This window comes from Niallia sp. Kr1 (assembly GCF_050389805.1).
GTDB lineage: Bacteria > Bacillota > Bacilli > Bacillales > Cytobacillaceae > Bacillus_BD.
The window spans coordinates 2,208,642-2,231,124 of sequence record NZ_CP130945.1; the positions used below are offsets into that span (position 1 = coordinate 2,208,642).

The window sequence follows — 22,483 nt, forward strand, 5'->3', positions numbered from 1 at the left end:
TATTTGAAAAGTGAGGACGTCCCCCGAGTGTTAATCCCTTTGATTGGACAGGTTACTCAAGATGATCCCGCAATTCATTATCCAAAACTCCTTATCTCCATTCATTTAACTCTATTATATTTGATCGTACTACTAGAAATCATTCTGTTAATAAATGTCCTGTTCGATTAGATGACTTAGATAATCGCGTCCTAATGACCTTTTAACTAGTAAGTCATCCTACTTTATAAAAATAGAAGCTATTGTATTCCAGTATGATGTCAAAAGTCACAATCATCTCTTTAAACAATTCTATATTAATATTATAATAGTAAAAAAATATGTATTATAAAAGTATTAGGAAATAAGTTGAGTGTGATTTTTATTACGAGAGACCAAAGACTCAGCAAATCCAAACAATGGCTCTCATCCCAACCATTTATGTTAAAAAATGAGCAATTAGTTGTTGTAAAGATGAGAAAAGGTATAGAAGAAGGAAGGTTACAAAATGGAAGTACTTTCAAAATTTCAGACAGAACATTACCAAAAATACATATCGAATGGGGTTTTCCAACATCTTTCGGAAGGAATAGCGGCTTTTCAAAAGGAAGATTATTTTTCTGCTTCTGTGTGGGGATCTGTTTTCTTAGAGGCATTTTTAGCGGAATGGATGGACCGTTTTAATATTAAGATGACCTCAAAGAATGCGGATTTATACAATCGAATTCAGAGAATAGAAAATAATACAGGCACCCCTGGAGATATTACGGATCGTTGTAATACAATAAGAACCCTGAGAAATCGTCTTGTCCATGATAAAGGACTAAAAAAGACAACTATTGAAGAGGATGCTTGTACCATCTATATTAATTTAAGAGAAATTCTAGAATGGTATTGTAAAAAAGCGAGTTCAATCTCCGTTGTAGATAAAGTACAGAACGAAGAAATAATCGATGAAGAAGGGCTACTGCCTGTTTTCATTAGTACGTTAAATCCTGATAATGAAAAACAACGTTTCTTTCTAAGTGGATTTAAGGAGCGGCTTAGAAAGATTGGAATTAAGCCAGTCACCTGTGAGTTTAATTTTTATGATGGAAAGGATCCATTGTTAAAGGTTAGGAACGAGATTTCAAGATGCAAAGCCATGATTGTAATCGGTTTAGAGAGAAGTAATGCCTATTATATTAAAGATAAGGAAGGGTCCAAGAAAGAGAATGTAGAAACGCATAGAAAATATACATCAGGTTGGCTTCATTTGGAAGCTGGATTAGCTAATGCACTCGGTAAAGAAGTTTTTGTGTTATGTCAATATGATATATATAGTGATGGGATATTTGATCGAAATTGGAACACGTATCCTGTTCTGGAATTCACAGAACTTGATGAATATTCTAGGGAATTCGCCATGTTTTTTGACTACTTACAAGCATGGGGAAAAGTAAAGAAGAATACGTCTACCGAAGGGGTTAAGGAGGATACTTTGATAAAAGTAGAATCTAGTGAATGAACGAATTCAATCTAGTTTATTCACTACAGTAAAAGAAGAACATAATAATATTCATATAGTAAACGAGGAGAATACAGAGTTATATGAGTTCAATTAAACAAGATTATAGATTATCCGAGCGTTTTGAAGTGGCATTTAATCAAATCCATGAATCATTAAAGTCAATCGTAAAGATAAAGGATGACCGATTTAAGGTGTTATTGGATGTAGGTTCTAGAAAACATAAAATGATAGACAAGTATTATAACGATCTTAAACAATATGCAAAGCTTCGAAATTCACTTGTTCATGATAAGAAAGAAATGGGTTACTATATTGCCGAACCCCATATTGATGTAGTTAAACATATAGAAAAAATTGCCACCATCTTTAACAAGCCAAATTACGCTCTTTCCATTGCTACAAAAGATGTAATCTACCTTGATTATGCGGATAGTATCATCACTGCACTTCAAGCCATAAAAAAATATGGATACTCTCAATACCCGGTTTATAAAAATAAAGAATGTGTTGGTTTATTGAAAACAGGGGATATCGTAAATTGGATGTCCGATAACATCATCAATACCCTCGTTGATATGACTGATATTACAGTTGGAGATGTAATTGCCAATGTGAAACATCATCCCATTGAATTTTCCTCAAAAGCAATCGACATTTTTTCGATTGAAGAGATCTATGAGAGAAAGCATAAAGAAAAAGTAGATTTAGAGGTAGTCATTATAACAGAAAATGGTAATGGTTATGAAACCCCATTAGGTATGGTCACGGCTTGGGATTTGATTGAGATTGACTATACAGTGGACTGATTTATGAACATCATACAATGTTTGTAGGAAAGGAGTAGACTAGATGCTAGTCAATAGTAAAGTCCTTTATCGCATCGAACCATTTTATTTTAATGATGACTATAATGGAATTCAATTACAGGATGGTTTTCGGTTATATCATTTTAATAAACAATTTTATTATCAATATATTCAGCAGCTTTTCTTTGTAGAAAATCAAAATGGGAAGACCATTGCAAAAACATATATTACCGATTGGAATCAAGTATCTAAAATTACATTTAAGAATCGTTTAGACAACAATGAAATGACATCTTTTCCAGGTAAAAAATGTGAGTATCGCTACTATGTAAACTATGATGAAAATAATACAGGTAAAATACAACGTTGCATCTATTTTAAAATTGAAAATATACAAATCATTGCATCCATGTCACATGTTGGGATGGTTGTCTATGAATTTAGTATTGAACGTATGACGGAGTCGAAAAAAATGAACGATGAGTCAACTTTTCAAGAGGTTGAAATGGAATTAACACCGCAAAATTATGAATGGGCTGTTTATGCATTAAGAAGTATTCACCAGGTAAAAAAGAATGCTATACAGCTGCAAGTTGAAAATAAGGAAAACAAAGAACAAAGAGCTGCGTATTTTAAAGCGAAAAACTTTCATTTACCGGAACCAGAGAAGATTCCTTATATTTTTAAACCATTTGACTGGTGTGAACTGACAAATGCGATCATATCTAAATTTTTTAAAGAACCATACGGTTTTGCTGAAAGCCAAAAACCGGGTCGATATGCTTTGATGTACACCGGTGCGATGATATCGCAACAGGATGAAAATGACAAAAAGGAGTTAGTGAATCATCTATTTAAAATTAGCCGTGGCTATAAACATACATATTATAAACATGCTGACCTTGAGGACGTCATTCAACCATTTGATAATGTATGGTGGTATTTTTCAGATGAAGGTGCGTCAAGTTTTGTATTAGAAATGAATGATCAAGCGGCGATGAGTTTTTTTGAGAGTCAATATACTTCAAAATGGTCTACTAACTATTTTTATATGTACATATTAGTACTTATTCAAAAGTTCTCCTTTATTTATTATACGATAAAAACAAATGAGCGATTAGAGAACTCTATTTTATATAAGGATGGAACACATAAAATTGAGGAAATAGAACTAGAATTACTAGAAACACGTAAGCTCTATCAAACGATTTTAAAATTTCAAATTCAGGCCTATCATGAGCAAATCTCGCAGCTCACACATTACAATCTTTTATATACACAATTGTTTCAAAAACTGCATATCCCAGAACTAAGGAACGAGTTAACAAAAAAATTAGAAACCTTTAGTCGGGTCATTGAATCAATTGCCACGGAGAAATTAACTCATGAAAAACAGAAACAAGAAGCAGAGGCAGCATTAATATTTGAACAAAAACAAGAACAAATAAGATTAGAAGAAAAGGATCGAGAAGAGCGTAAAGAACAAGTAGAAAAACAAAATAAAGTCATCCAAACGATTACTTATATCCTTTTACCTGCCACATTAACGACAGGTATATTAGGAATGAATATTCCGTTTATTGCCCAATCGAAAAATATACTATTCTTACCAGTCATATTCGCCGTAATAGCATGTACAGCTTTAATGTCCATGTTAATCAATAAAATTGAGTGGATCACATCAAAAATGGTATTAGTTGTGTCCTCTATCATATTGATTATCTGTTTATTTTTGGCATTAGAAGATTATAAGCAAACTGAAAAGGTGGAAGAAAAAGTTCTGTTTGAAGAACTGTGTGAAAAAGTTGAAGGGTGCTCGTATGTAGAGGGATAATATCTCGTAAACTTTTTAGAGGATAAATATAATGGATTAAACTGTTGATGATTTAAGTTTAGCATTTACAACTGTTCGGACACTTAGATGATTACTGGCATGATTGGAATATTCGACTATGGAATCATCATACCTAATATAGATTGAAAGAGGTAAAGGTAAATGAAAAAAGAACCGATGTAATAGAAGAAATATTAAAAAAGCTTTCTTTTCTTTCTAATCAACACTTAGTGGAGATCCTTGAACGGGCGAATAAACTATTTTTAACGAAAACCGTTATCATCTGTAACTGATTTTCGTAATTTTAGATCCCGTGCTTGATGACGAAATTTTTAAAATTACTAATCACAAGAAAATATAACACCTCAATTTTTTACTTCATTCTCTACCTTTTCTTGATGAGTTTGAATAATACTAAAGACCTAAAATTTATACAATAAAATCTATAAATATTATATACTATATTTATTCTACTTTTTTACATCTAAAGGAGGCAATCCAATGCCAAAAGAAGTAACTCATTTTCTGATTGCAGAAAAAGTCTGTGAAGAACTTGACAAAAGTCCATTTTGGAAACCTTATTTAAAAAATAAAAATTTGATTCTCCTTGGCTCTATATTTCAAGATAGCTTATATTATCTCCCGGACGATTACAGTGAGGAAATAGTAAAATTGCCCGATGTTTTTCATGGTGCCAATGGGGAAGATACATTTTTATTAATTAAAGAATTATTGATGAAAAATGTAATTAATTTAGAAGATTCACATATAATCTCGTTTATAATAGGGATGATTACGCATATTTGTGCTGATTCTACAGTTCATCCGGTCGTATATTATTATACTGGAAATTACTATGATAAAGATCCGGAAAAAAAATCAAAAGCAGTTACATACCATAGAAAAATAGAAGGTTTATTTGATGTTTATTTTTGTGAAGGCTACCAATTAATTAACCAGTATTCAATTCAAAAACTATTAGACACTGGAGTTAATAATCGTGACTTTTTTGGTAAAATATCAAAGGGGATTACAATTAATGAAGAATCAGAACATGTAGCTGAGGCAATACTAAAAGCTTATGAGAGATTTGGTAATGTACAAAAATACTTTAATCATCCACTTATTAGGAATATCCTTCCCTTTGCAGATAAACTCGTATCCAAAAAATATAGAGAACTTTTTGGCCTATTCTATTCTTCGGACCTAAAAAAACATCTTCATAACGTTTCAGGTCCTATTAATTATCAAAACCCATTAACTGGTGAAGAATACGATTCTACATTAAATGAATTGTTCAGCACATCTGTAAAAGAATCCATTAAGATTTGCAAATTGCTAGAAGATATATTAACTCAAAGAAGTTCTGTTGAAGAGATTCCTTATGGACCATCATTAGAGCTTGGACAACCTCATTGCTATGTAGATAATATGCAGTATTTTTATAAAAAAGATTTCTTCAAAAAAGAGGGAAGATAAGTGACAGCGGAAATAAATGACAAACTAACTTTTATTGAAGAATCTCTAAAGGCAAATAGAAATGCAGTTGTAGTTCGGGAATGCGGCTCTCTTTTTGAACAGGTACTTAAAAGGATGTTTAGAGAACTATTAACCGGGTTACCGTTTGAAAAGCGGAGGGTATTTATAGAAGTTGAAAATACCATTGGAAAAGGCAAAAAAGGCTTCGAAAAATTTACCCTGGGTGAAATGGTTGGCTTGGAACGACAAGTAAAATTATTAAATAATTGGTCTGAGTATACAAATACAAATATCGGTTTGCTTACTTCCTTTGATCTGGCCTCGATTGTAGCACTTAGGAATAAGTGTGTACATGCCACCGATATAGAGGATGATAGGGAAATCGTCAGCAATCTAGAAGCCAATTTAGTATATAATTACCTAAAAAACTTGCTAGCAGTCATCGGTATGATTGATTTTAATAAAGAAGTCCCTCTTAAAAAGGATAGTCCGGAATACCAAAATAAAAAAGATACAAATAATGTTGTTTATGAAAATATTGAGTCAGTTAATGATGTGTATCCTATATTGATAAAGATTATTAATAAATTTATAAATGAAGGGACCAAAATTGAAATCTTAAATTTTGGTTTAGATTTGGAAACAGTATGGCCTAGATTACTGATTAATATTATTAATAATAGAGAATGGGATAATATTACCTATAAGGGGCTTTTGATTAATCCTCTTTCAGAAAAAATCAATCAATACTGCGACGTTTATATTTCACCTTCGACTGCTAGTCAAGTAATGAAAAAATTAAATACTACTATTAAAAAAAATAAAGAATATTTAGTTGACCGAAACATTCAAATTGAATTCAAAACCTATGATGACCTCCCTATTATTCATGGCTTTAGTATTAATAATAGATATCTCTTTTTTAGCTTAACTTCATTTGAAGATGGAGAACTCACTGGTGGATTCGGTGGATACGGCTATTATGAAAGTGGAAAATCAGGGAAAACCTTTGAATATTTCTTAGAATCCTTCAAAAATTGGTTTGATTACTATTGGAATCTTGAAATCAATAATCAATGAGGATATGTAGCGGGTTAAGTATGACACTTACACAGGTCCTTGATTTTCATTTAATTCTTCAAGAATCGGGCGCATTTCTTCAAGGAATGCGTCTATTTTCATTTTAAGGGTCATTTAAAGGAGTTAGAATCCTAAGAATTGTTGAATACTTATGATATTGCTAGTATGGTATTTGTGAAAGTATGCACTTAAACTATAGATGCAGGTTTGTTTAATAAGGAAAGCAACCCCCCTTTAACTACATTGAGGGGGTTTTGTTTTTATGCTAAGGAAATTCTTCTTTTATTACAATATTAACTGTTCAAAAAGTTGATGCTACCATGATTAGAATCAAGGGCAAGTAACAATATTAATAACAAAATCCTCTGTTACACTTGTACCTACCACTGTGGCTGTAACAGTAACTGTTCCCATTCCATTTGTTGATGTGAATTGTGTGAAGAAAAAGCCAAAGCCATCAGTAGTTGTTGGATCAGGACTAACGACACCTAAACTAGGATCATCTACAGTAAAATCAACAGTAGCATTTCCTATAGGCAAACCATTACAATCTACTACTTGGCCAAAGATGAAGGCTGTTTCTCCCTCACAAATAGTTGGATTTCCAGTAAAGTTGATAATGTCACAGGCATTTGTTAAGCAAGTAGGAAGGATAAAGTTACCACTAACACTTACTACTCGATTTCCACACGCTGTTTGTGTAATTGTTTGATTGGTGACATTCGGAATAATAGCTCTAGGATCGAAATCGTCACAACTCAACGTACCAGTTGGACCCACACATACTACATTGTCCACACAGCTAGTACCGTGGCCACAAAAATTAGTAAAGTTAAATGGGAAACCAGGACTAAATTCGTCGAAGGCAAATACTGAAAGATCGTAAGAAAGGCACCCAGTAAAGTGAACTGCATCTAATGTTACATCTGCATCCGTAATGGTTCCTGGCCCACATGGATTTGGAACATCTACTGTTACTGTACACTCGTCTACGGAACATAGAAGACAGGATGTATCAATAGCAATGCCATTAACTCCACTAACAACATCTAAATAGCTTGGAACTAATACATCTGCACAGAAAGGTACTAGCCGGTCACAATCACAAGGACCTAGAGGTACCTGTTGCTGTTGAACATCACCTGGTTGAATGTTCATTAGTTCCAATGTTGTCTTTTCTGCATTCTTCTCAAGTATTTTCATAAATTCGGCAGGAATCTCTTGTTTACCTTTCTTTAAATGGCTAATAATTTGAGAAATTTTCAAATTATCCACTCTCCTGAATAGTATTAGTTTCTGCATAATGGATAAAAGATTTAGACTTTTTCCCACTAGGCAGTCACTTAATAATATTTAATTCAAAAAAGGACAAGTTGGAACGGACAAACGTATATAAAAGGATTAAAAATCGGTAAATTCCACGAAAAACCATTAAAAGGAAATGAGAAATCACTATTCATACTGATAACTAATCCAAAATAGGAGGATTAGTACTGTGAGATACGGGTATTTTTATAAAAATTAAAATGAAAGTCCAAGCCTTTAGAAGTTTTCCTACATAATTATAAAAAAACAGAAGGTGAGGAGAGTATTTTACCGTGCAAAAAAATCGGGTTGAGGGTTGCGGGTGTGGAAATAAATCGTTGCATCAAAAAAATCAATTCGGGGTAATAAAAAAAATTGAATTCAAAAAAAAAACAATAGTAAAAAAGAAAAATCATGATACTTTACTAAACAGAATTAATGACAACACAAAACTCAACATAGAACAAATTAATCAGGAATCTTATTTAGAGCAATCAGTTAATCAATTAGACAATGCTAGTCAAAATCTACCGACTGAGTATAAACCTGTTAGTAAGAGAAGACGAAGTATTCAATCATTTATAGACTATATCAGAAAAAAAATCTCTAAAAATCTTCTCCCTAAATAATTTATTTAGCTTTTTTATTCTTTACAAGGAACTTTAAAAGGCAACACCCAATGTCTAGTTGCCTTTCCTTTGACCCGTCAAAATAAACCCTTCCGATTTTCTCTCCTACGGGATTTCCCTCCAAGAATTCAACTATACTCAAATCAAAATTATCCGGATCATACTTATTAACCGAAAATAAAGAATAAGAGTTTAAATGCATAAAAAGTAAATTTAAATTTCTTATTGAGCTAAACCAGTTAATAGTTTACATTTTTCAATAAAAAGATTGATAATCTCGTGATATACTAAAAATGCTCATGTGAAATAACCTTCCTCTATATTGTAATTGGAAGATTTTGTTATATTTATTTAGTTGGATATAGTTTTTAAGCTATCTTGGAAAGTAGTTCTGCTTTTTAGTAAGGCGTAAATCCAATGTAAAAGCTTATTAACACATGCAACGACTGCGACTCTGAAGGGTTTTCCTTCTTCACGTTTCTTATCATAAAACTCTCTTAGTCTTTTATTGCGTGCTATGATTTCATCTGTTGTTTCTTCTTACGGTAATCACGTATACCACTTTGAACAGCCATATACAGGGCATGACGAAGCCTACTAGAGCCTCGTTTGGTAATTTTCGATTTACTGATGCAGTAAACTTACCAGAAGAATATACACTTGAATCTACTCCAGTGAATGCAACGAGCTTTTTGGCATCATTGAACCGATCTATCTCTCCAATCTCGGACATAATCGTGGCGGCGATCTCTCTCCAATCTCGGACATAATCGTGGCGGCGATCTCTCTCCGATTCCAGGGATAGACTGAAGTATATGATATTTTCAATTTCTTTAGCGAGAGCATCTATTTCATCCGCAATCTTGGATAGATGCTCTTGGTATTGAAGAACAATATTGACTAACATCTCTAGAATAAAAATATGACTCTGATATAGGTTGTTTTGAAACGGGTTACGAAGAGCTGCTTCTCTTAGTTTTTGTGCCTTTTCGATTGCCCATTTATCTGAACGACTTTTACATAGTGAAGCAATTTTCTCAGCTAATTCTTTTTCACTTGCTTTTAAAACTGCCTCAGAAGTTGGGAATGCTAGTAGAGTAAGCAATGATACTTTCGAATACAAACTTCCAAATACACCTGTATACTTAGTAAATACCTGATCTAATAGGGAGTGAAGCTGTAACTTTGTTTTTGCTGATAATTTCCGCAATACTTTCTTGTTGTCTAGTAAGATTTCGAAGGTTTAGGAGCTGAATACCACGTTTTTTATACGGGTCTAATTCTTCTTTATAATACAGCTCACAAAGGTGATAAGCATCAATTGCATCTGTCTGAATTGAATGACAGGAATATGGTAGTGTCCAGTTGATTCTAAAACGACCGAAGGTTGATAACCACCAGCTGAACTCTCAACATCTTTAAGGAACTCTAATAAACTACCTAAACCTTCAATATTGTGTTTGATACTAAAGCTCTTACGGTAAGGTTTGCTCTTAACTAAAAATGCTTGAATCTGACTTTTACCTTTTGATACATCCAGACCAACGACTGGATTCTTACAATATCTCCTCCTAGAAATACATCATTTGTCGGTAACCCCTATAGCTTCTTGTAATGTTATAGGTTCGCTTGTTAAACGGGATGTCTTTGTCCCAACCAGCCTGAAACATGTTTATACAAGTAGGAGTGAACAGTATTGAAGTCAAATAGCAGTTTAGTGCAAAAGGACTTTAGTATTATATCTCATACAAATGCAATGGGGATATAAATTTGGAGTGGTTATAGGGGGGACGAAATATAATAGAAGACCTTGGAAGCATTGGGGCAGTCCGCCGATAAAGTAAAGGATTACCGTAGCGGGGGACTAACCGCATTTTTCCTAGGGTGAAGTCTTTTGGAACGAGGATAGTAAGTATAAACGAATAGAATATTCAATAATCATGAAATAACAAAAAAGCAGAAGAGGACTAGACATTAACTTCTAATAATCAATGGACGGCCGAAATCAGGTCCTCGTATCGTATTACGAAGAATTAAAATTTGAAGGAGAAGACAAATTTGGAGAAACGACCTTCGAGGCGGTTCGAACGTATTCGCTGTTTTTTGATGAAGACAAAGAGCAATGGTTGATTTCCGATTTTAAAGATACGAATGGTTCTGAGGAGGATAATCGGGAGAATAAACAGGAGATGATGACCGAAAGTCCCGCGCTTTTAAAATAAAACCGGACAAAACAGAACGACAGGTTGTAGTGGAGAATTTTTGGAATACATGAATGCACCATCCAGATGAAGCTGGATGGTGCATTTCATTTTTATCGTTCCTTTTTCATGTCAGCTAAAACCCAAGTAAGCATATTCGTGAAATGGTTAAGATGTTCTTGAACGCGTCCAGGGAATTCTCTTTCTAAAAAATCAAGATTATCATTCTCTTTATGCCAGATGGCGCCGTGTTTCTCGGTTTGTGTATAGCCATCCTGATCGCCGAGTCCCCAGTTGGTTGCTTCAAAATAAGCAATCGTGATTCCTTTTGTCTGGAACGGGGCATGGTCGCTCCAATCTCCTGTGGTTCCTTCAGGATATTCAGGATTTATTCCAGGATTCGTTTCGAGAGGAATGTTCTTTTTATTGGCGATATCAAGTGCTAAGTCACGAATCCATCCATCTTCCCCAGCTCCACCGTAAACATAGATATGGTCGCCAGCTAGTAAACTATCAAGATTGATCATCCCGATGGTGTTATGGATTTCTTCTGTAGACATATTGTTGGCGTAATAGTTCGATCCCCGTAACCCTACCTCTTCTGCACCCAAAAAGACATATTTAATATCATAGGCGAGATTGCTCTTTTCCAGTGCCTTTGCCGTTTCGAGAATGACCCCGACACTTGAAGCATTGTCATCAGCGCCTTTTCCAGCACTAACCGAATCATAGTGCGCACCAACAATGATTTGTTTGTCTGTATGCTTGTTATCTTTTACAGCAATGACATTGGCGGACTCATTAATTATATTGTTTCTTGTATAACTGAATTCCTGCTCTTCAACCTTTAGGTCCAACTTTTCCAGTTCATCGATGATGTACTCGCGCGCTTTCGTCTCATTTTCACTGCCCGCAACTCTCGGTCCGATTCCCTCTGTCAAATACTGAACATGCTGATAAGCCAATTCTCCGGCAAATTTCTTTGGTGCTGCAGATACACTTCCAGCTACAAATAAAGCTGAAAACGAAACTACCCCTGCAATGATTGAACTTTTTACCATTTTTGCATTCATAAAAATCCTCTTCCTTTTTCTGTATATTTATTCAGTTAGATTTATATTAATCCGTAATTTAATATACTCTATTATCAGAGGAACTTATACCATTTTTTTAAAATTGATAGAATTTAAGTTGAAATTTCAAAAGAAAAGAATAGCTCATACTAGTATCAAGATTGATATTTTTATAGATTAATCGTTCCATTCACTCCAACTTCAATCCCTTCAGCTTCGAAGGAAAGAAGCTGCTCCTGATAGAGGGCATCATCTTGAAGCGAATGGCAAGTGCTAGGATATTGAACAAGATCCTCCTTTATTTTACCGAAGAGCCTGTCATCAAGGTTCTTTTTTGATTCTAAAGGAAAAATATTACAAATTAATGGATAAAATTTAGATCTAAATGTAGACATGCATATCGGATTTTGATATATTACTTTATGATATATATAACACTTTGTGATATATCTCAAAAAGATATAGAAGGTGATTGATTGAAGAAAACTGAGCAATTAACAGATTCAATGTTTTATATTATGGCTGCTTTAACGAAACCACGGCATGGTTACGGTATTATGAACTTAATTGAAGAAACTACAAACGGGGCAATATCTATAGGTCCCGCATCTATGTACACCATTATTAAAAAGTTATTAAAACAAGAGTGGGTTTATTTGCATGATGAATCGGATTCAAGACGTAAAACCTATCTGCTTACTAAAAAGGGAAAGGAAGTATTAGAAGAAGATTTGAAGATAAGAAAACGGATGATTCAATTAGCCGAAACTGGATTGAAGGAGGCTGGAGAATGAGCAAAACGAAGTATATTACTTCAGGTGGATTAGCTTTTTCTGAAGAGAAGGATATGGAAAAATTACACCGGTTTTCTTTAAAAGGTTGGCATGTTAGTGGTTTTAAGTTTATGGGGTACACACTTGAAAAAGGAGAAAGCTCAGATTATATCTACAGTATAGATTATTGTTCCTTAAAAGAAGACGAAAAGGAGGAATATGTTGAGTTTTTTTCCTCTTCCGGGTGGACGCATGTTGACTCAGAAGGAGATATTCATTTATTTCGAGCACATTCTGGTACAAAACCGATTTATACGGACCGTGAGACAACGGTTGAAAAGTATAAACAATCAAGTAGTTCTATGAACAAATTGGCCATTCCATTTGTTCTCATAACAGCACTATTATGGCTTGGGACAGTGATGAGCTCTGGTACTTTTAAATCCATACTTCTTGTAGTAGCTGCTATTTTCAGTATATTTGCGATTCCTACAGCTTGGACGATTATCGCAACATACCGTAACAAGTGGGAGGTAGAAGGAAGAAAAGGCATAGTCAAAGTAGTGAAGTTGATTCCGTTTCTCCTCTTGATCATTGCGATTATCATGTTGTTATTCTTTTATGGTACGAACAATTCAGTAGGTCTTTTAACATCTATGATAATTGGTGGGATTGCACTTCCAACGGCTATATGGGTCGTCATGTCTCTTTATCATAAAGTCGGGGGAAAGAGAAAGTAGAATAGAAATTACCTTTTAGATATAGTTATGGACTATGGTAGCAGGAAGAATACGCAGGTAATAATGGAGGGGATCAAATGGAAATAGAAGTATCTGGTTTGGGTTCTGGTTTAATCTTTTTAGCTATTGGAATAGCTCTTATGGGTTATTTTATCGGAAAAGGTTTACAGAATATGGGTCACCCAGAGAAAGGTCAAAGTTATCATTACTTTATAAAAGAAAGTGAGTTGGAATTTCATCTTAGCTTAAATAAAACTGAAATTGAAGAATTATTGAGAAAATATCCTAATGCTCCTATGATCGAGTTAAATGGAACGAAATACTACCCGTATAGGCAATTTATGGATTGGATTTCTTCAAATAAATCCTAATAATAAACGTTTATTTGATGTTTTAGTTAAAGAGGAATTACCGGAGAGATATATCCTTTTTTATAAACAAATTCCAATAGGGTTCTTTACTTTTTCAACAATCGGGCGTATTTCAAGAATAAGAAATATGCCTTTTCTTCATGTAAAGGGCCATTATCTACAGTATGTTTTTCTACCGTATTCATCGTATTTAAGATACTAGAAATGACTGATTTTTTCCTTCGAGGAAGCATTATCTATAGTCATAATTACAACGTACACAAACATAGGACTTTACGTGGAGAGGTGGGTATCATAGGCTTGATCGCTTACTGAAAAACTACTTCAGCCTTTTAAAACAAATCGTAACCACAGAGGCTCCACGCCAAGTCCTTAACCACTTAACTTGGCATACATGTACACAAAGATAAAAGGTGCATTCTATCAATCTTTTGTTGTTGAAACTGTAGATAAGGTCCAAATGTTGGATGTACCCTAGAAGGGATTGTGACTGTAGATTTGAAATAAAGTTGCGACGTTTAAAAAAAGTTTGATTTAAAATATTAAGCAACAGTGCCCATCTATTTTCTTAATTTAATGGACAAATTATGGTAAGTTGAAATTGAGCAATGGTACGTTCATACAAAATAAGGTATAATTCTGTCAAAAAACATATAGAAGTTGGAGAGCAATGAATAATAATATAAAGAACTTAACACGACTTTCTGCTGCTCAAATAATTGTATTTTATTACCTAATAGCTGTAATCGTTTCAACCATACTATTGCTATTACCTATTACTCAAAAGCAGAATGCAGAGCTTGAAATGATCGATGCAGTATTCATTTCTATTAGTGCGGTAACTGTAACGGGATTATCTACGGTAGATGTAAGCCAGCTGCTTAGTGTTCCTGGTACGTTTATTTTTGCAATCATCCTCCAGCTAGGTGGCATTGGGGTCATGGCTTTCGGTACCATCCTATGGCTTCTATCAGGGAAAAAAATAGGACTTAGGGAAAGAATAATTATAACAACAGAACAAAATAGCTTGAATCTTTCCGGGATTATTCGGTTCATACGAAAGCTCCTCTTTTTCTTTGTCATGATTGAGTTAGTGGGCGCTGTTGTATTCGGTACATATTTTCTGCAATATTTTCCAACCTGGCAAGAGGCTTATTTGCAGGGTTTTTTCGCCTCAGTGGCTGCTGCAACAAATGCTGGTTTTGATATCACTGGAAAATCACTGATTCCGTTCTCAAACGATTATTTTGTCCTGACCTTAAATATCGTACTATTTATTATTGGATCCATTGGATTTCCTGTTTTAATGGAGGTAGGTCAGTGGCTCAGACATAAGGGAAAGATGCCATACCGGTTTTCTTTGTTTACAAAAATTACAACCTTAACTTTTTTCATACTGATCGTCATTGGAGTTATTTTCATCTATCTGTTTGAGTACAGTCATTCCTTTTCAGAAAAGACTTGGCTTCAATCTTTTGTCCATTCTTTGTTTTATTCGACGTCTTCGAGGACTGGCGGAATGGCGATTAGCGACATCGATGAATTTTCAGTACCTACCATTTTGTTACTGAGTATTTTTATGTTTATAGGTGCATCCCCTAGCAGTGCTGGCGGTGGGATAAGGACCACCACGTTTGCGGTAATGCTGCTTACCATTTACAACTATGCGATTGGGAACAGAACAATAAAAATCTTCAAAAGAGAGATTGATGTGGAAGATATCATCAAGTCATTCATCGTTTTCACAACTGGTATGATCCTGTGCAGTGTGGCAGTTATCATTCTTGCGTGCATTGAATCTGACTTTTCCTTAATGGAAATTATATTCGAAGTTTCCTCGGCTTTTGGCACTGTAGGCCTTTCGCTTGGTATTACACCGGAATTAAGTACGGGTGGGAAGGTCGTAATCATGATTTTAATGTTTATAGGGAAAATCGGGATGTTTACCTTCTTATTCTTTATGGGAGGAAAACCAGATAAACATGTGTATCACTATCCAAAAGAGCGAATCATTATAGGATAAAAAATGTACTGCATAAAAGTAAACCTATGATAAAGGATAGAAACTTTAATCGTACTGAAATATTGATTCATTCATATTAGTTTTTCTACAAAAGGGCGCTTATCTTTAATAAGAGAGTGTCTTTTTTCAATGCCCCAACACCTTTAAGAAATTTAATCTTTGCTGCCGGATTTTTTCGAATATGACCTTCTTCGTGTGACCATCGAAAAAGTGATTTCAAAAAGCGTATACGATGAGCCAGACTTGAAGGTTTTAAGTTTTCACTAGACTTAGCTAAATATTCCTTTAAATGAGTAGTGGTGATCGATTCAATTTTTACATCGTCAAAATATCGAATGAGTAGTATTGATTGAAGTCGATAAGCTTTCAAAGTCTGTGGTGAGAAACCCTCGATCCGTTTATCAGATTCATATGTTTCCCAAGCTTTTGATAATAGCAAAATCCATCTCTCCCTAAAATTATTGTTTTAGAGGAATTATTGACGTATTAATCGAAATTGAAACGGTAAGGTTATTCAACTATAGGGCAGTTTAGTTGAAGAAGGAAAAAGGAAGAACGTGGCGAAATTATTTATATATTGTACTTTAAATAGCTGAAAATATGAAAATAAATTCAACTTAAAAAATAAATAAAATGGGGGCTAATCTTGAAGAAAACAAAAATAATAGTAAAAATTTTTTGTTTAATCATATTGATTATCGGTATAATCAGTATTTACTTCTTTGCTGAAAGTAATGAAAGACCGATATTAGTTTTAATGTTAGGTGCAATCATTATTTTAATCCAACAAGTGATGTTGCGATTTATTAAAAAAAGATACAAAAATGCTAATTAAGCTAACGGAGAGCTTTGCTTCAATATGGGGAAAGGGCAGGTTACTGTAATAAGCAGTGACGCTTTTGTATTAACCTTGCAGGTTTGTTCAATAAGTCAATGACAGTGGGGTGTTTATAATTGTGGGAGCTTATCAGAAATAATGAAGAAATTTATATTATCATATACTGCTTAATTATTTTGTGGGTTAATATCGACTACTTAAAGGATTTTAAAAATATTAAAAGAGGACTTAGCGATATTTCGTCTGATGATGAATTAAAAGTAAATCCCAATGCTATGTCCATAATGTTTATTGTTTTGGTATTTAATTTTTTTCGAAGATGGTTGATTTATTTACTTGCAGTGTTATTTACAGGTAACCTACTTGTTATTGTAATTTCATTTATTTTATTTGTAATAGGTTTATATGATAGCTTATTTAATTATAGCCTATCAAAGGCAAAAAAATCGAATGTTAGACTGTACCTTGCGGTCATAGATACAATATTTATCTCAATTTTCGTTATTTATCTTTTTATTTTATAAACATTTGCTTATTCAACAAACGGGTGTGTTCCTACAATAGATGGAGACGCTTTTTTCTTATTCCAACTATTAGATTGTGAAATATTGTACTTAAACTAAAGGGTGCCATTATTCAAGAAGGAAGTATGGCTATTACTATTGAAGTAAAGGGCAGAATAGTTTAACAATGTTTGGGAGTTTTTTGGTAAAATGTTTATAATTAGTTTTTCGTTAAAAAGGGAGTTCTTATATTGGTTAGTTTAGAGAAAATACTTTCATTTTTTAATACTCTTAGAAAGAAAAGACCATTTATATTTGCGTGTGTTAACGTATCAGCAGTAGCAATTTTATTTTTATTAGGTTATAAAATTGGTTTGGCATTATATAATTTATTCAGTTAACGGGTGCGATTGTTCAATTAGAGCAGTGCTTTTTCACTAACGGACAGTTTAATTGAATTACTAATAAATGTAGATGGAGGGATATTTATAAATATTGAGCATACAGCTTCTGCCACCACTAAAATTGAAGATTGTATGACGAGCTATTTATTGACCATCTTTCTATTCATAATAAAAGAGACAGGCAAGAAGTAGCTAAGGAGTATTACAACCGCCCTGATAAAGAAGATAATATACTGGAAAGGGCAGATATTCAGGTTAATTGGCTTAAAGAAATTGGTTTTAAGCATTCGGATTGTTATTTCAAGTGGATGGAACTTGCTGTTTTTTGCGGAGTAAAATAAACAAGAATCAATGATTCCTAATTGGACTAACGGGCAGTTTAGTGAAAAAAAGGAAAAAGAAGATATTTGCTTATAAAGCAAGACCAACAAATTGTTGCGGAACCCTAGAAAACATTTTTAGATATGCAATTAACTTATATTTTATACACATTTAATATTAATTCAAGTTAAAAATATGGAAATGGTGTTGTTTATATATATTTATTGTGAAAAAATGTACTTAAACTATCGGGTAGCTATAGTGGAGGAATGGGGGTGTACGGAAATCCCTTAACTCAATTATAAGTAGAAGCCTAAACCACTATGATTTAGGCTTTTCTAAGTAACGTCATGCATGGGTGTAATCTCTAGGGTTTCAGACCTGAACCATGAAGGAATGAAAGATTTTACTCTTACCCTGGAGTTCTGATGGATACATGAAGTACTCTTTATGACTTACTTAGTGATAAGTAGTTGAACCATCAAAAGTCAGTAGAGGTCATATTATGAATAGGTTTAGAAGAATTTGTAAGGATCGAACAATTAGGAGTAAATAGCCCTTAGTAATCAGTAAGTCATGTTGAATATTTTTTAATGTTTTGTTTATATCTCAAGAAATGTCAATGATTCTATTTGCTATCAGTATTGTTCTTTATACTCAGATTTATGCTTCCTCTTTAATAAACCGCGCGCAATTTAAACCAATCATTTGCGATGGAAGAGAGGTATTACCATCTGGCAAAATAGGAGAAATAGAAAGGTCTGCAACTTTCAGATTTTTAGTACCAAAAACGTTTAGATACCCATCAACCACTCCGTCCTGAATCCTTCTAGCCATCCTACATTGTCCGCCAAAATGAAAAATATTGCGATACGTTGCTCTAACATATTTAGCAAGTTCTGCTCTTTTTCTCGCTTCATTTTTTATTTCGAAGACATCTTCGGAAGGATATACTACCTTATAAATACCATTAGGATCTAATTCTCGAGCTTTCTTCATAATGTTGTAAATATTAATATACTGATCGATCATAAATTCTAGGTCATTCTGATCTTGCAATGGATTGAGGTTAACGGATGGATAAGCTTCAGGATCACTGTGAGCAGCCAAAATCGTTCCTCTGCTTCTCGGGTTATTGTCAAAAGGACCAATACTCATGATATTCGTTCTTTTATTTCGATCAAATGCCCAGTTGTTCTTAAAGACAACTGATGGAGGAAGAAAAGAAGGAGTTACACTGCTATAAATTTGAAGGCGTCGACCTCCCGTTTTACCTTCTCCTTTATGGGCACCTAATGGAAATGGAAGATCAGGGTCGGCCTGCATCAATTCTAGAAGTCGCCTCGTTTCTACCTCAACGCCCACCCCACCAGTAAATTGGGCTTGGAAGTTGTGTCCAACGTTAGGGCTCTCTATCAATGTGGATACACCAATTCTGTCTAGATCACTAGATCTTCCAATACCAGAACGTTGAAGGATGACTGAGGAAAAATTTCCGGCAGAAAGGATAATTCCTTTGTTTGCATAAGCTCTTTCCGTGATTCCATTTTTGACATATTCAACACCTACGGCTACCTGAACGCCTCTATCTTGCTTAAAGAGAATTTTATTGACCGTTGTTTTTGCGAAAATGGTTAGCTGTCTTCCACCAACCCCAAATTCATCCGACTGGTACTCATTTCCAGGTGTAACCACATCATTACCTAAATATCCAGTTGCTGTTGATGAACGAACAAATTTTCCGTTCACCTTTTTGTTCATAGCCTGTGATTTATAAAATGTACAATCTTTTACGCCTGTATTATAATCTTCAACAATTGGGATATTCAATACTTCCGACGTTGCCCGCGCCAATATTTTCGTTAGTCCATTATTGCGTTCAGGGATAATTTGTTGTCTAACGTGAATGGGTCCTTTTCTTCCTCGTTGATTTTCATTTTGTGTTGCACCTGTATACGTTTCGTTCTTTTTGAACAAAGAACGAACATGATCATAATTCCATTGAGGTCCAACAAGCTCTCCCCATTGATCATAAAGTTCACGACTTCCTCTAACTGCATACATGGCATTATGTTCAGAGCTTCCGCCAATTGCTCGACCACTTGAAATCCTTAACTGACTATTAATATTAGGTTCTATTGTAGACATGACATTAAAGGAGTGTCTGTTATCAGTAGCTAACACACCTGAGCCTGCGTTGGAGGCACTGCTTAACTCTTCTCTCATGTTAGTTCCTGGCTCAAGTGTGAGCACAGAAGTCTCGAAATCATCTGATAGTTCTTTCGCGACAACCCCGCCGGCAGTTCCCGCACCAATGACTATATAATCATAGACATTTTCCTTTTTTTGATTTTCCTCAACGTGACATTCCGATGTTAAATCATTAAGGGAATCACCCTCAAATTTGGGCTTCCAAACATCTTCTCGATTAAAAAAATTAGGTTTCCTTCTTTCTATAGATAATGCTCTTCTCTTTGACCAGCTTTTTCCTCCCATAAAATCATTCCTCTTTATTATTTTTGAAATATTAAACCTTCAAGGACAGTGTATGATTTTTTATCTATAAGCGTAGGGGCAGAAATCTATATTTATTAAATGAATGTAAAAATAGGGCAGAAACAGAAATCTCATCCTTTAAACTATAATTTGATCTGCTCTGTTAGAACAGCCATGTTTACCGTTTGGGTCTATATTGAAAAGCACATGGAAATAGGGGGTGTATTGGAGATTATTACAGTACCAGACCAGCGTTATGCATATGCATATGTACGAAAAATACTTGATAATCCTAAACGTATAATAATAAATGTAGGTAATCTAACATATGAAAACGATCTTGGATGCTTTCAATTGAATAAAAAGGATTGGATAGATGACTTGAAACACCGTACTTTATATACAGATAGAGGTATAACACCATCGTGAAATATTATATTGGGAAGCGTGATTATTAAGCTAACGGGAAGCATTAAATCAGTAACGTATTCCGCAATCGGGCGCATTTATTGAATAAATAGTGTGCCTTTTCTTTAATCGGACCAGATTGTTGAAGAAGGGAATGTGGTCATTCTTATAATTTTAAATTTGATTTTAAACACTTAATAATCTTAATAATCTAGGTGAAACAGGGCATAGTTTTGTATTAGAGGAATCTTAGAAAAGTTTCTTAGATTATAAAATATATAAAGGGAGTGAAAATCATGCAAAAATTTGATTTCACAGATAAAGTGGCTATTGTTACAGGAGGCGGAGGAGGAATTGGTCGTGCAGCTTCTTTGACACTTTGTGAAAACGGTGCCAAAGTGGTAGTAGTTGACCTCTCTGAGGAAGCTGGCATGGTAACGGTAAACAAAATCAAAGAAAAAAATGGCGAAGCAATATTTGTTAAAGCCGATCTATGTAACGAAAGAGGAAGACATCAAGAGCTATGTTAAAAAAACGATAGACACATATGAGAAAATTGATATTTTTCTAAACAATGCAGGTTGGGAAGGAAAGATTGTTTCACTTGTTGACTACCCAACAGAAGTATTTGACAACTTGATTGCGATAAATGTACGTGGTGTATTCTTAGGCATGAAATATGTCTTACCGCACATGATGGCTCAAAAAAGCGGTGCAATCGTTAATACATCATCAGGTGCTGGATTATTAGCAACACCAAACATGGTGGCTTACGGTGCAAGCAAACATGCTGTTCTTGGTATGACAAAGACTGCAGGTGTTGAAGCAGCACCTTATGGAGTTCGAGTTAACGCAGTATGTCCAGGCGTTGTTAACACTCAAATGATGAGGTCAATCGAAAGTGGTTATGGTAAAGGATCAGGAAGCTGCAGAGGCAGCAAGAAAACAAATGGAAGCAACGACTCCAGATGGCCGTTATGCAGAACCAGAAGAAATTGCAAATCTTATGATGTACCTAGCTTCTGACTTAGCTTCTCACATAACAGGGCAAGAACTAGTTATTGACGGTGGGTCAATCTTATTATAAATCGACTTTTGTTAAATTGAAAAACAATAGATCTTCAATAATCGGGCGCTTTCCTTTAATAAGATGGCGTTTTTTTCAATACCCCAACACGTTTAAGAGATTAGATCTTGTAAGGGTAAAGTAAAGATTGTGATGATTTCACTTAAACTATAGTGGGAGGATTGGAGTTGTGGCGCAATCCCTTAACTTAATTAAAATACCAATTAATTAACCTTCTGCAATTTCCTTTAGTTAGATATTCACGGTTAATTACTTTAGGTAGTCTTCCCCAACTGATCGTGCTAAATCATTAAATTTGTAGTATCACTATCAAAGTCATTGCACCTTGTCCTTCGCTTACATCTTTTTGAATTTCTTGTTTTCTTTTCGTACATCAGTTCCGAAAAATTCTAGTTTCATCATCATAATAGAATCTAAATTTTCTTTACTTTGTTAATCCTGTTGCATACAAGTCCTCCTCAACTTATTGTTTAACAATCTTAATACTTACAAAAACACTCGGTATGTCCCGAGTATTGGAGCCATCTTTAAATGATGACCTGTGAAGGATAGTAACCGGAATTGTGATTTTTAAAAATAGGTTCAGTGAAATAAACTGTTTTGACGGTCGCATTAAGATAGTA

Annotated in this window: 22 protein-coding genes and 2 pseudogenes; 18 read left to right on the forward strand and 6 right to left on the reverse strand. The window is 34.3% G+C overall.

What is annotated here, in order from left to right; translation table 11 throughout:
- Nucleotides 1-487 precede the first annotated feature (487 nt).
- The 6 genes from Q5760_RS10605 to Q5760_RS10630 all read left to right on the forward strand — a co-directional run bounded on the left by Q5760_RS10605 (nt 488) and on the right by Q5760_RS10630 (nt 6,688).
- The gene (locus tag Q5760_RS10605) at nt 488-1,486 is read left to right on the forward strand and encodes a hypothetical protein (protein WP_428912148.1); all 999 of its coding nucleotides are present in this window, start codon (nt 488-490) and stop codon (nt 1,484-1,486) included.
- An 83-nt stretch (nt 1,487-1,569) separates the two neighbouring features.
- Nucleotides 1,570-2,295 (forward strand): CBS domain-containing protein, encoded by a 726-nt coding sequence (locus Q5760_RS10610; RefSeq protein WP_428912149.1) that lies wholly within the window; start codon nt 1,570-1,572, stop codon nt 2,293-2,295.
- A 43-nt stretch (nt 2,296-2,338) separates the two neighbouring features.
- Complete coding sequence (locus Q5760_RS10615; protein ID WP_428912150.1) at nt 2,339-4,129, forward strand: hypothetical protein; 1,791 nt, start codon at nt 2,339-2,341, stop codon at nt 4,127-4,129.
- Between the two features lie 143 nt (nt 4,130-4,272).
- Nucleotides 4,273-4,422 carry a hypothetical protein gene (locus tag Q5760_RS10620; RefSeq protein WP_428912151.1) on the forward strand — a complete coding sequence of 50 codons (150 nt, stop codon included), beginning with the start codon at nt 4,273-4,275 and terminating at the stop codon, nt 4,420-4,422.
- Between the two features lie 208 nt (nt 4,423-4,630).
- A complete protein-coding gene (locus Q5760_RS10625; RefSeq protein ID WP_428912152.1) occupies nt 4,631-5,608 on the forward strand; it encodes a zinc dependent phospholipase C family protein in 978 nt (325 codons plus the stop codon).
- Nucleotides 5,609-6,688, forward strand: a complete 1,080-nt coding sequence (locus Q5760_RS10630; protein WP_428912153.1) for a hypothetical protein — start codon at nt 5,609-5,611, stop codon at nt 6,686-6,688.
- 330 nt (nt 6,689-7,018) lie between these two features.
- On the opposite strand, the gene Q5760_RS10635 is transcribed toward Q5760_RS10630, so the two are convergent.
- Nucleotides 7,019-7,954 carry a hypothetical protein gene (locus Q5760_RS10635; protein WP_428912154.1) on the reverse strand — a complete coding sequence of 312 codons (936 nt, stop codon included), beginning with the start codon at nt 7,952-7,954 and terminating at the stop codon, nt 7,019-7,021.
- A gap of 332 nt (nt 7,955-8,286) precedes the next feature.
- Here Q5760_RS10635 and Q5760_RS10640 point away from each other — a divergent pair, with 332 nt between their 5' ends.
- Nucleotides 8,287-8,622, forward strand: coding sequence for a hypothetical protein (locus tag Q5760_RS10640; protein ID WP_428912155.1), 336 nt, complete (start codon nt 8,287-8,289; stop codon nt 8,620-8,622).
- Between the two features lie 351 nt (nt 8,623-8,973).
- Here Q5760_RS10640 and Q5760_RS10645 read toward each other — a convergent pair.
- Nucleotides 8,974-10,201 (reverse strand): annotated as a pseudogene (locus Q5760_RS10645) (IS110 family transposase).
- Between the two features lie 412 nt (nt 10,202-10,613).
- Here Q5760_RS10645 and Q5760_RS10650 point away from each other — a divergent pair.
- A complete protein-coding gene (locus Q5760_RS10650; protein WP_428912156.1) occupies nt 10,614-10,844 on the forward strand; it encodes a hypothetical protein in 231 nt (76 codons plus the stop codon).
- Between the two features lie 92 nt (nt 10,845-10,936).
- Here the strand turns inward: Q5760_RS10650 and Q5760_RS10655 are convergent, their stop codons facing one another.
- Nucleotides 10,937-11,896, reverse strand: a complete 960-nt coding sequence (locus tag Q5760_RS10655; RefSeq protein ID WP_428912157.1) for a M20/M25/M40 family metallo-hydrolase — start codon at nt 11,894-11,896, stop codon at nt 10,937-10,939.
- A gap of 170 nt (nt 11,897-12,066) precedes the next feature.
- A complete protein-coding gene (locus Q5760_RS10660) occupies nt 12,067-12,291 on the reverse strand; it encodes a hypothetical protein (RefSeq protein WP_428912158.1) in 225 nt (74 codons plus the stop codon).
- Nucleotides 12,292-12,372: 81 nt separating this feature from the next.
- Here Q5760_RS10660 and Q5760_RS10665 point away from each other — a divergent pair, with 81 nt between their 5' ends.
- The 4 genes from Q5760_RS10665 to Q5760_RS10680 all read left to right on the forward strand — a co-directional run bounded on the left by Q5760_RS10665 (nt 12,373) and on the right by Q5760_RS10680 (nt 15,803).
- A complete protein-coding gene (locus tag Q5760_RS10665; protein ID WP_428912159.1) occupies nt 12,373-12,690 on the forward strand; it encodes a PadR family transcriptional regulator in 318 nt (105 codons plus the stop codon).
- Nucleotides 12,687-13,409, forward strand: coding sequence for a DUF2812 domain-containing protein (locus Q5760_RS10670; RefSeq protein WP_428912160.1), 723 nt, complete (start codon nt 12,687-12,689; stop codon nt 13,407-13,409). Before Q5760_RS10665 ends, Q5760_RS10670 begins: the two co-directional genes overlap by 4 nt.
- A 77-nt stretch (nt 13,410-13,486) precedes the next feature.
- Nucleotides 13,487-13,780, forward strand: coding sequence for a DNA-binding protein (locus tag Q5760_RS10675; RefSeq protein WP_428912161.1), 294 nt, complete (start codon nt 13,487-13,489; stop codon nt 13,778-13,780).
- Between the two features lie 670 nt (nt 13,781-14,450).
- A complete protein-coding gene (locus Q5760_RS10680; protein ID WP_428912162.1) occupies nt 14,451-15,803 on the forward strand; it encodes a TrkH family potassium uptake protein in 1,353 nt (450 codons plus the stop codon).
- A gap of 85 nt (nt 15,804-15,888) precedes the next feature.
- On the opposite strand, the gene Q5760_RS10685 is transcribed toward Q5760_RS10680, so the two are convergent.
- Nucleotides 15,889-16,242: a site-specific integrase gene (locus Q5760_RS10685; protein ID WP_428912163.1), complete on the reverse strand. Its 354-nt coding sequence runs from the start codon at nt 16,240-16,242 to the stop codon at nt 15,889-15,891.
- 207 nt (nt 16,243-16,449) lie between these two features.
- Between Q5760_RS10685 and Q5760_RS10690 the strand changes: the two genes are divergently transcribed.
- On the forward strand, nt 16,450-16,638 hold the full coding sequence (locus tag Q5760_RS10690; RefSeq protein WP_428912164.1) for a hypothetical protein: 189 nt from the start codon (nt 16,450-16,452) through the stop codon (nt 16,636-16,638).
- A gap of 1,038 nt (nt 16,639-17,676) precedes the next feature.
- Nucleotides 17,677-17,889, forward strand: a complete 213-nt coding sequence (locus Q5760_RS10695) for a hypothetical protein (RefSeq protein ID WP_428912165.1) — start codon at nt 17,677-17,679, stop codon at nt 17,887-17,889.
- Nucleotides 17,890-18,532: 643 nt separating this feature from the next.
- Here Q5760_RS10695 and Q5760_RS10700 read toward each other — a convergent pair.
- Nucleotides 18,533-20,365: a GMC family oxidoreductase gene (locus tag Q5760_RS10700; protein WP_428912166.1), complete on the reverse strand. Its 1,833-nt coding sequence runs from the start codon at nt 20,363-20,365 to the stop codon at nt 18,533-18,535.
- 99 nt (nt 20,366-20,464) lie between these two features.
- Here Q5760_RS10700 and Q5760_RS10705 point away from each other — a divergent pair, with 99 nt between their 5' ends.
- From Q5760_RS10705 to Q5760_RS10720, 4 genes and pseudogenes are all read left to right on the forward strand, one after another.
- Nucleotides 20,465-20,794 (forward strand): hypothetical protein, encoded by a 330-nt coding sequence (locus Q5760_RS10705; RefSeq protein ID WP_428912167.1) that lies wholly within the window; start codon nt 20,465-20,467, stop codon nt 20,792-20,794.
- A gap of 275 nt (nt 20,795-21,069) precedes the next feature.
- A complete protein-coding gene (locus Q5760_RS10710; protein WP_428912168.1) occupies nt 21,070-21,303 on the forward strand; it encodes an SDR family NAD(P)-dependent oxidoreductase in 234 nt (77 codons plus the stop codon).
- Nucleotides 21,236-21,616: pseudogene (locus tag Q5760_RS10715) on the forward strand (SDR family NAD(P)-dependent oxidoreductase); the annotation flags it as partial. The gene Q5760_RS10710 and the pseudogene Q5760_RS10715, both read left to right, overlap by 68 nt.
- A gap of 106 nt (nt 21,617-21,722) precedes the next feature.
- On the forward strand, nt 21,723-21,860 hold the full coding sequence (locus Q5760_RS10720; protein WP_428912169.1) for an SDR family oxidoreductase: 138 nt from the start codon (nt 21,723-21,725) through the stop codon (nt 21,858-21,860).
- Nucleotides 21,861-22,483: the final 623 nt, after the last annotated feature.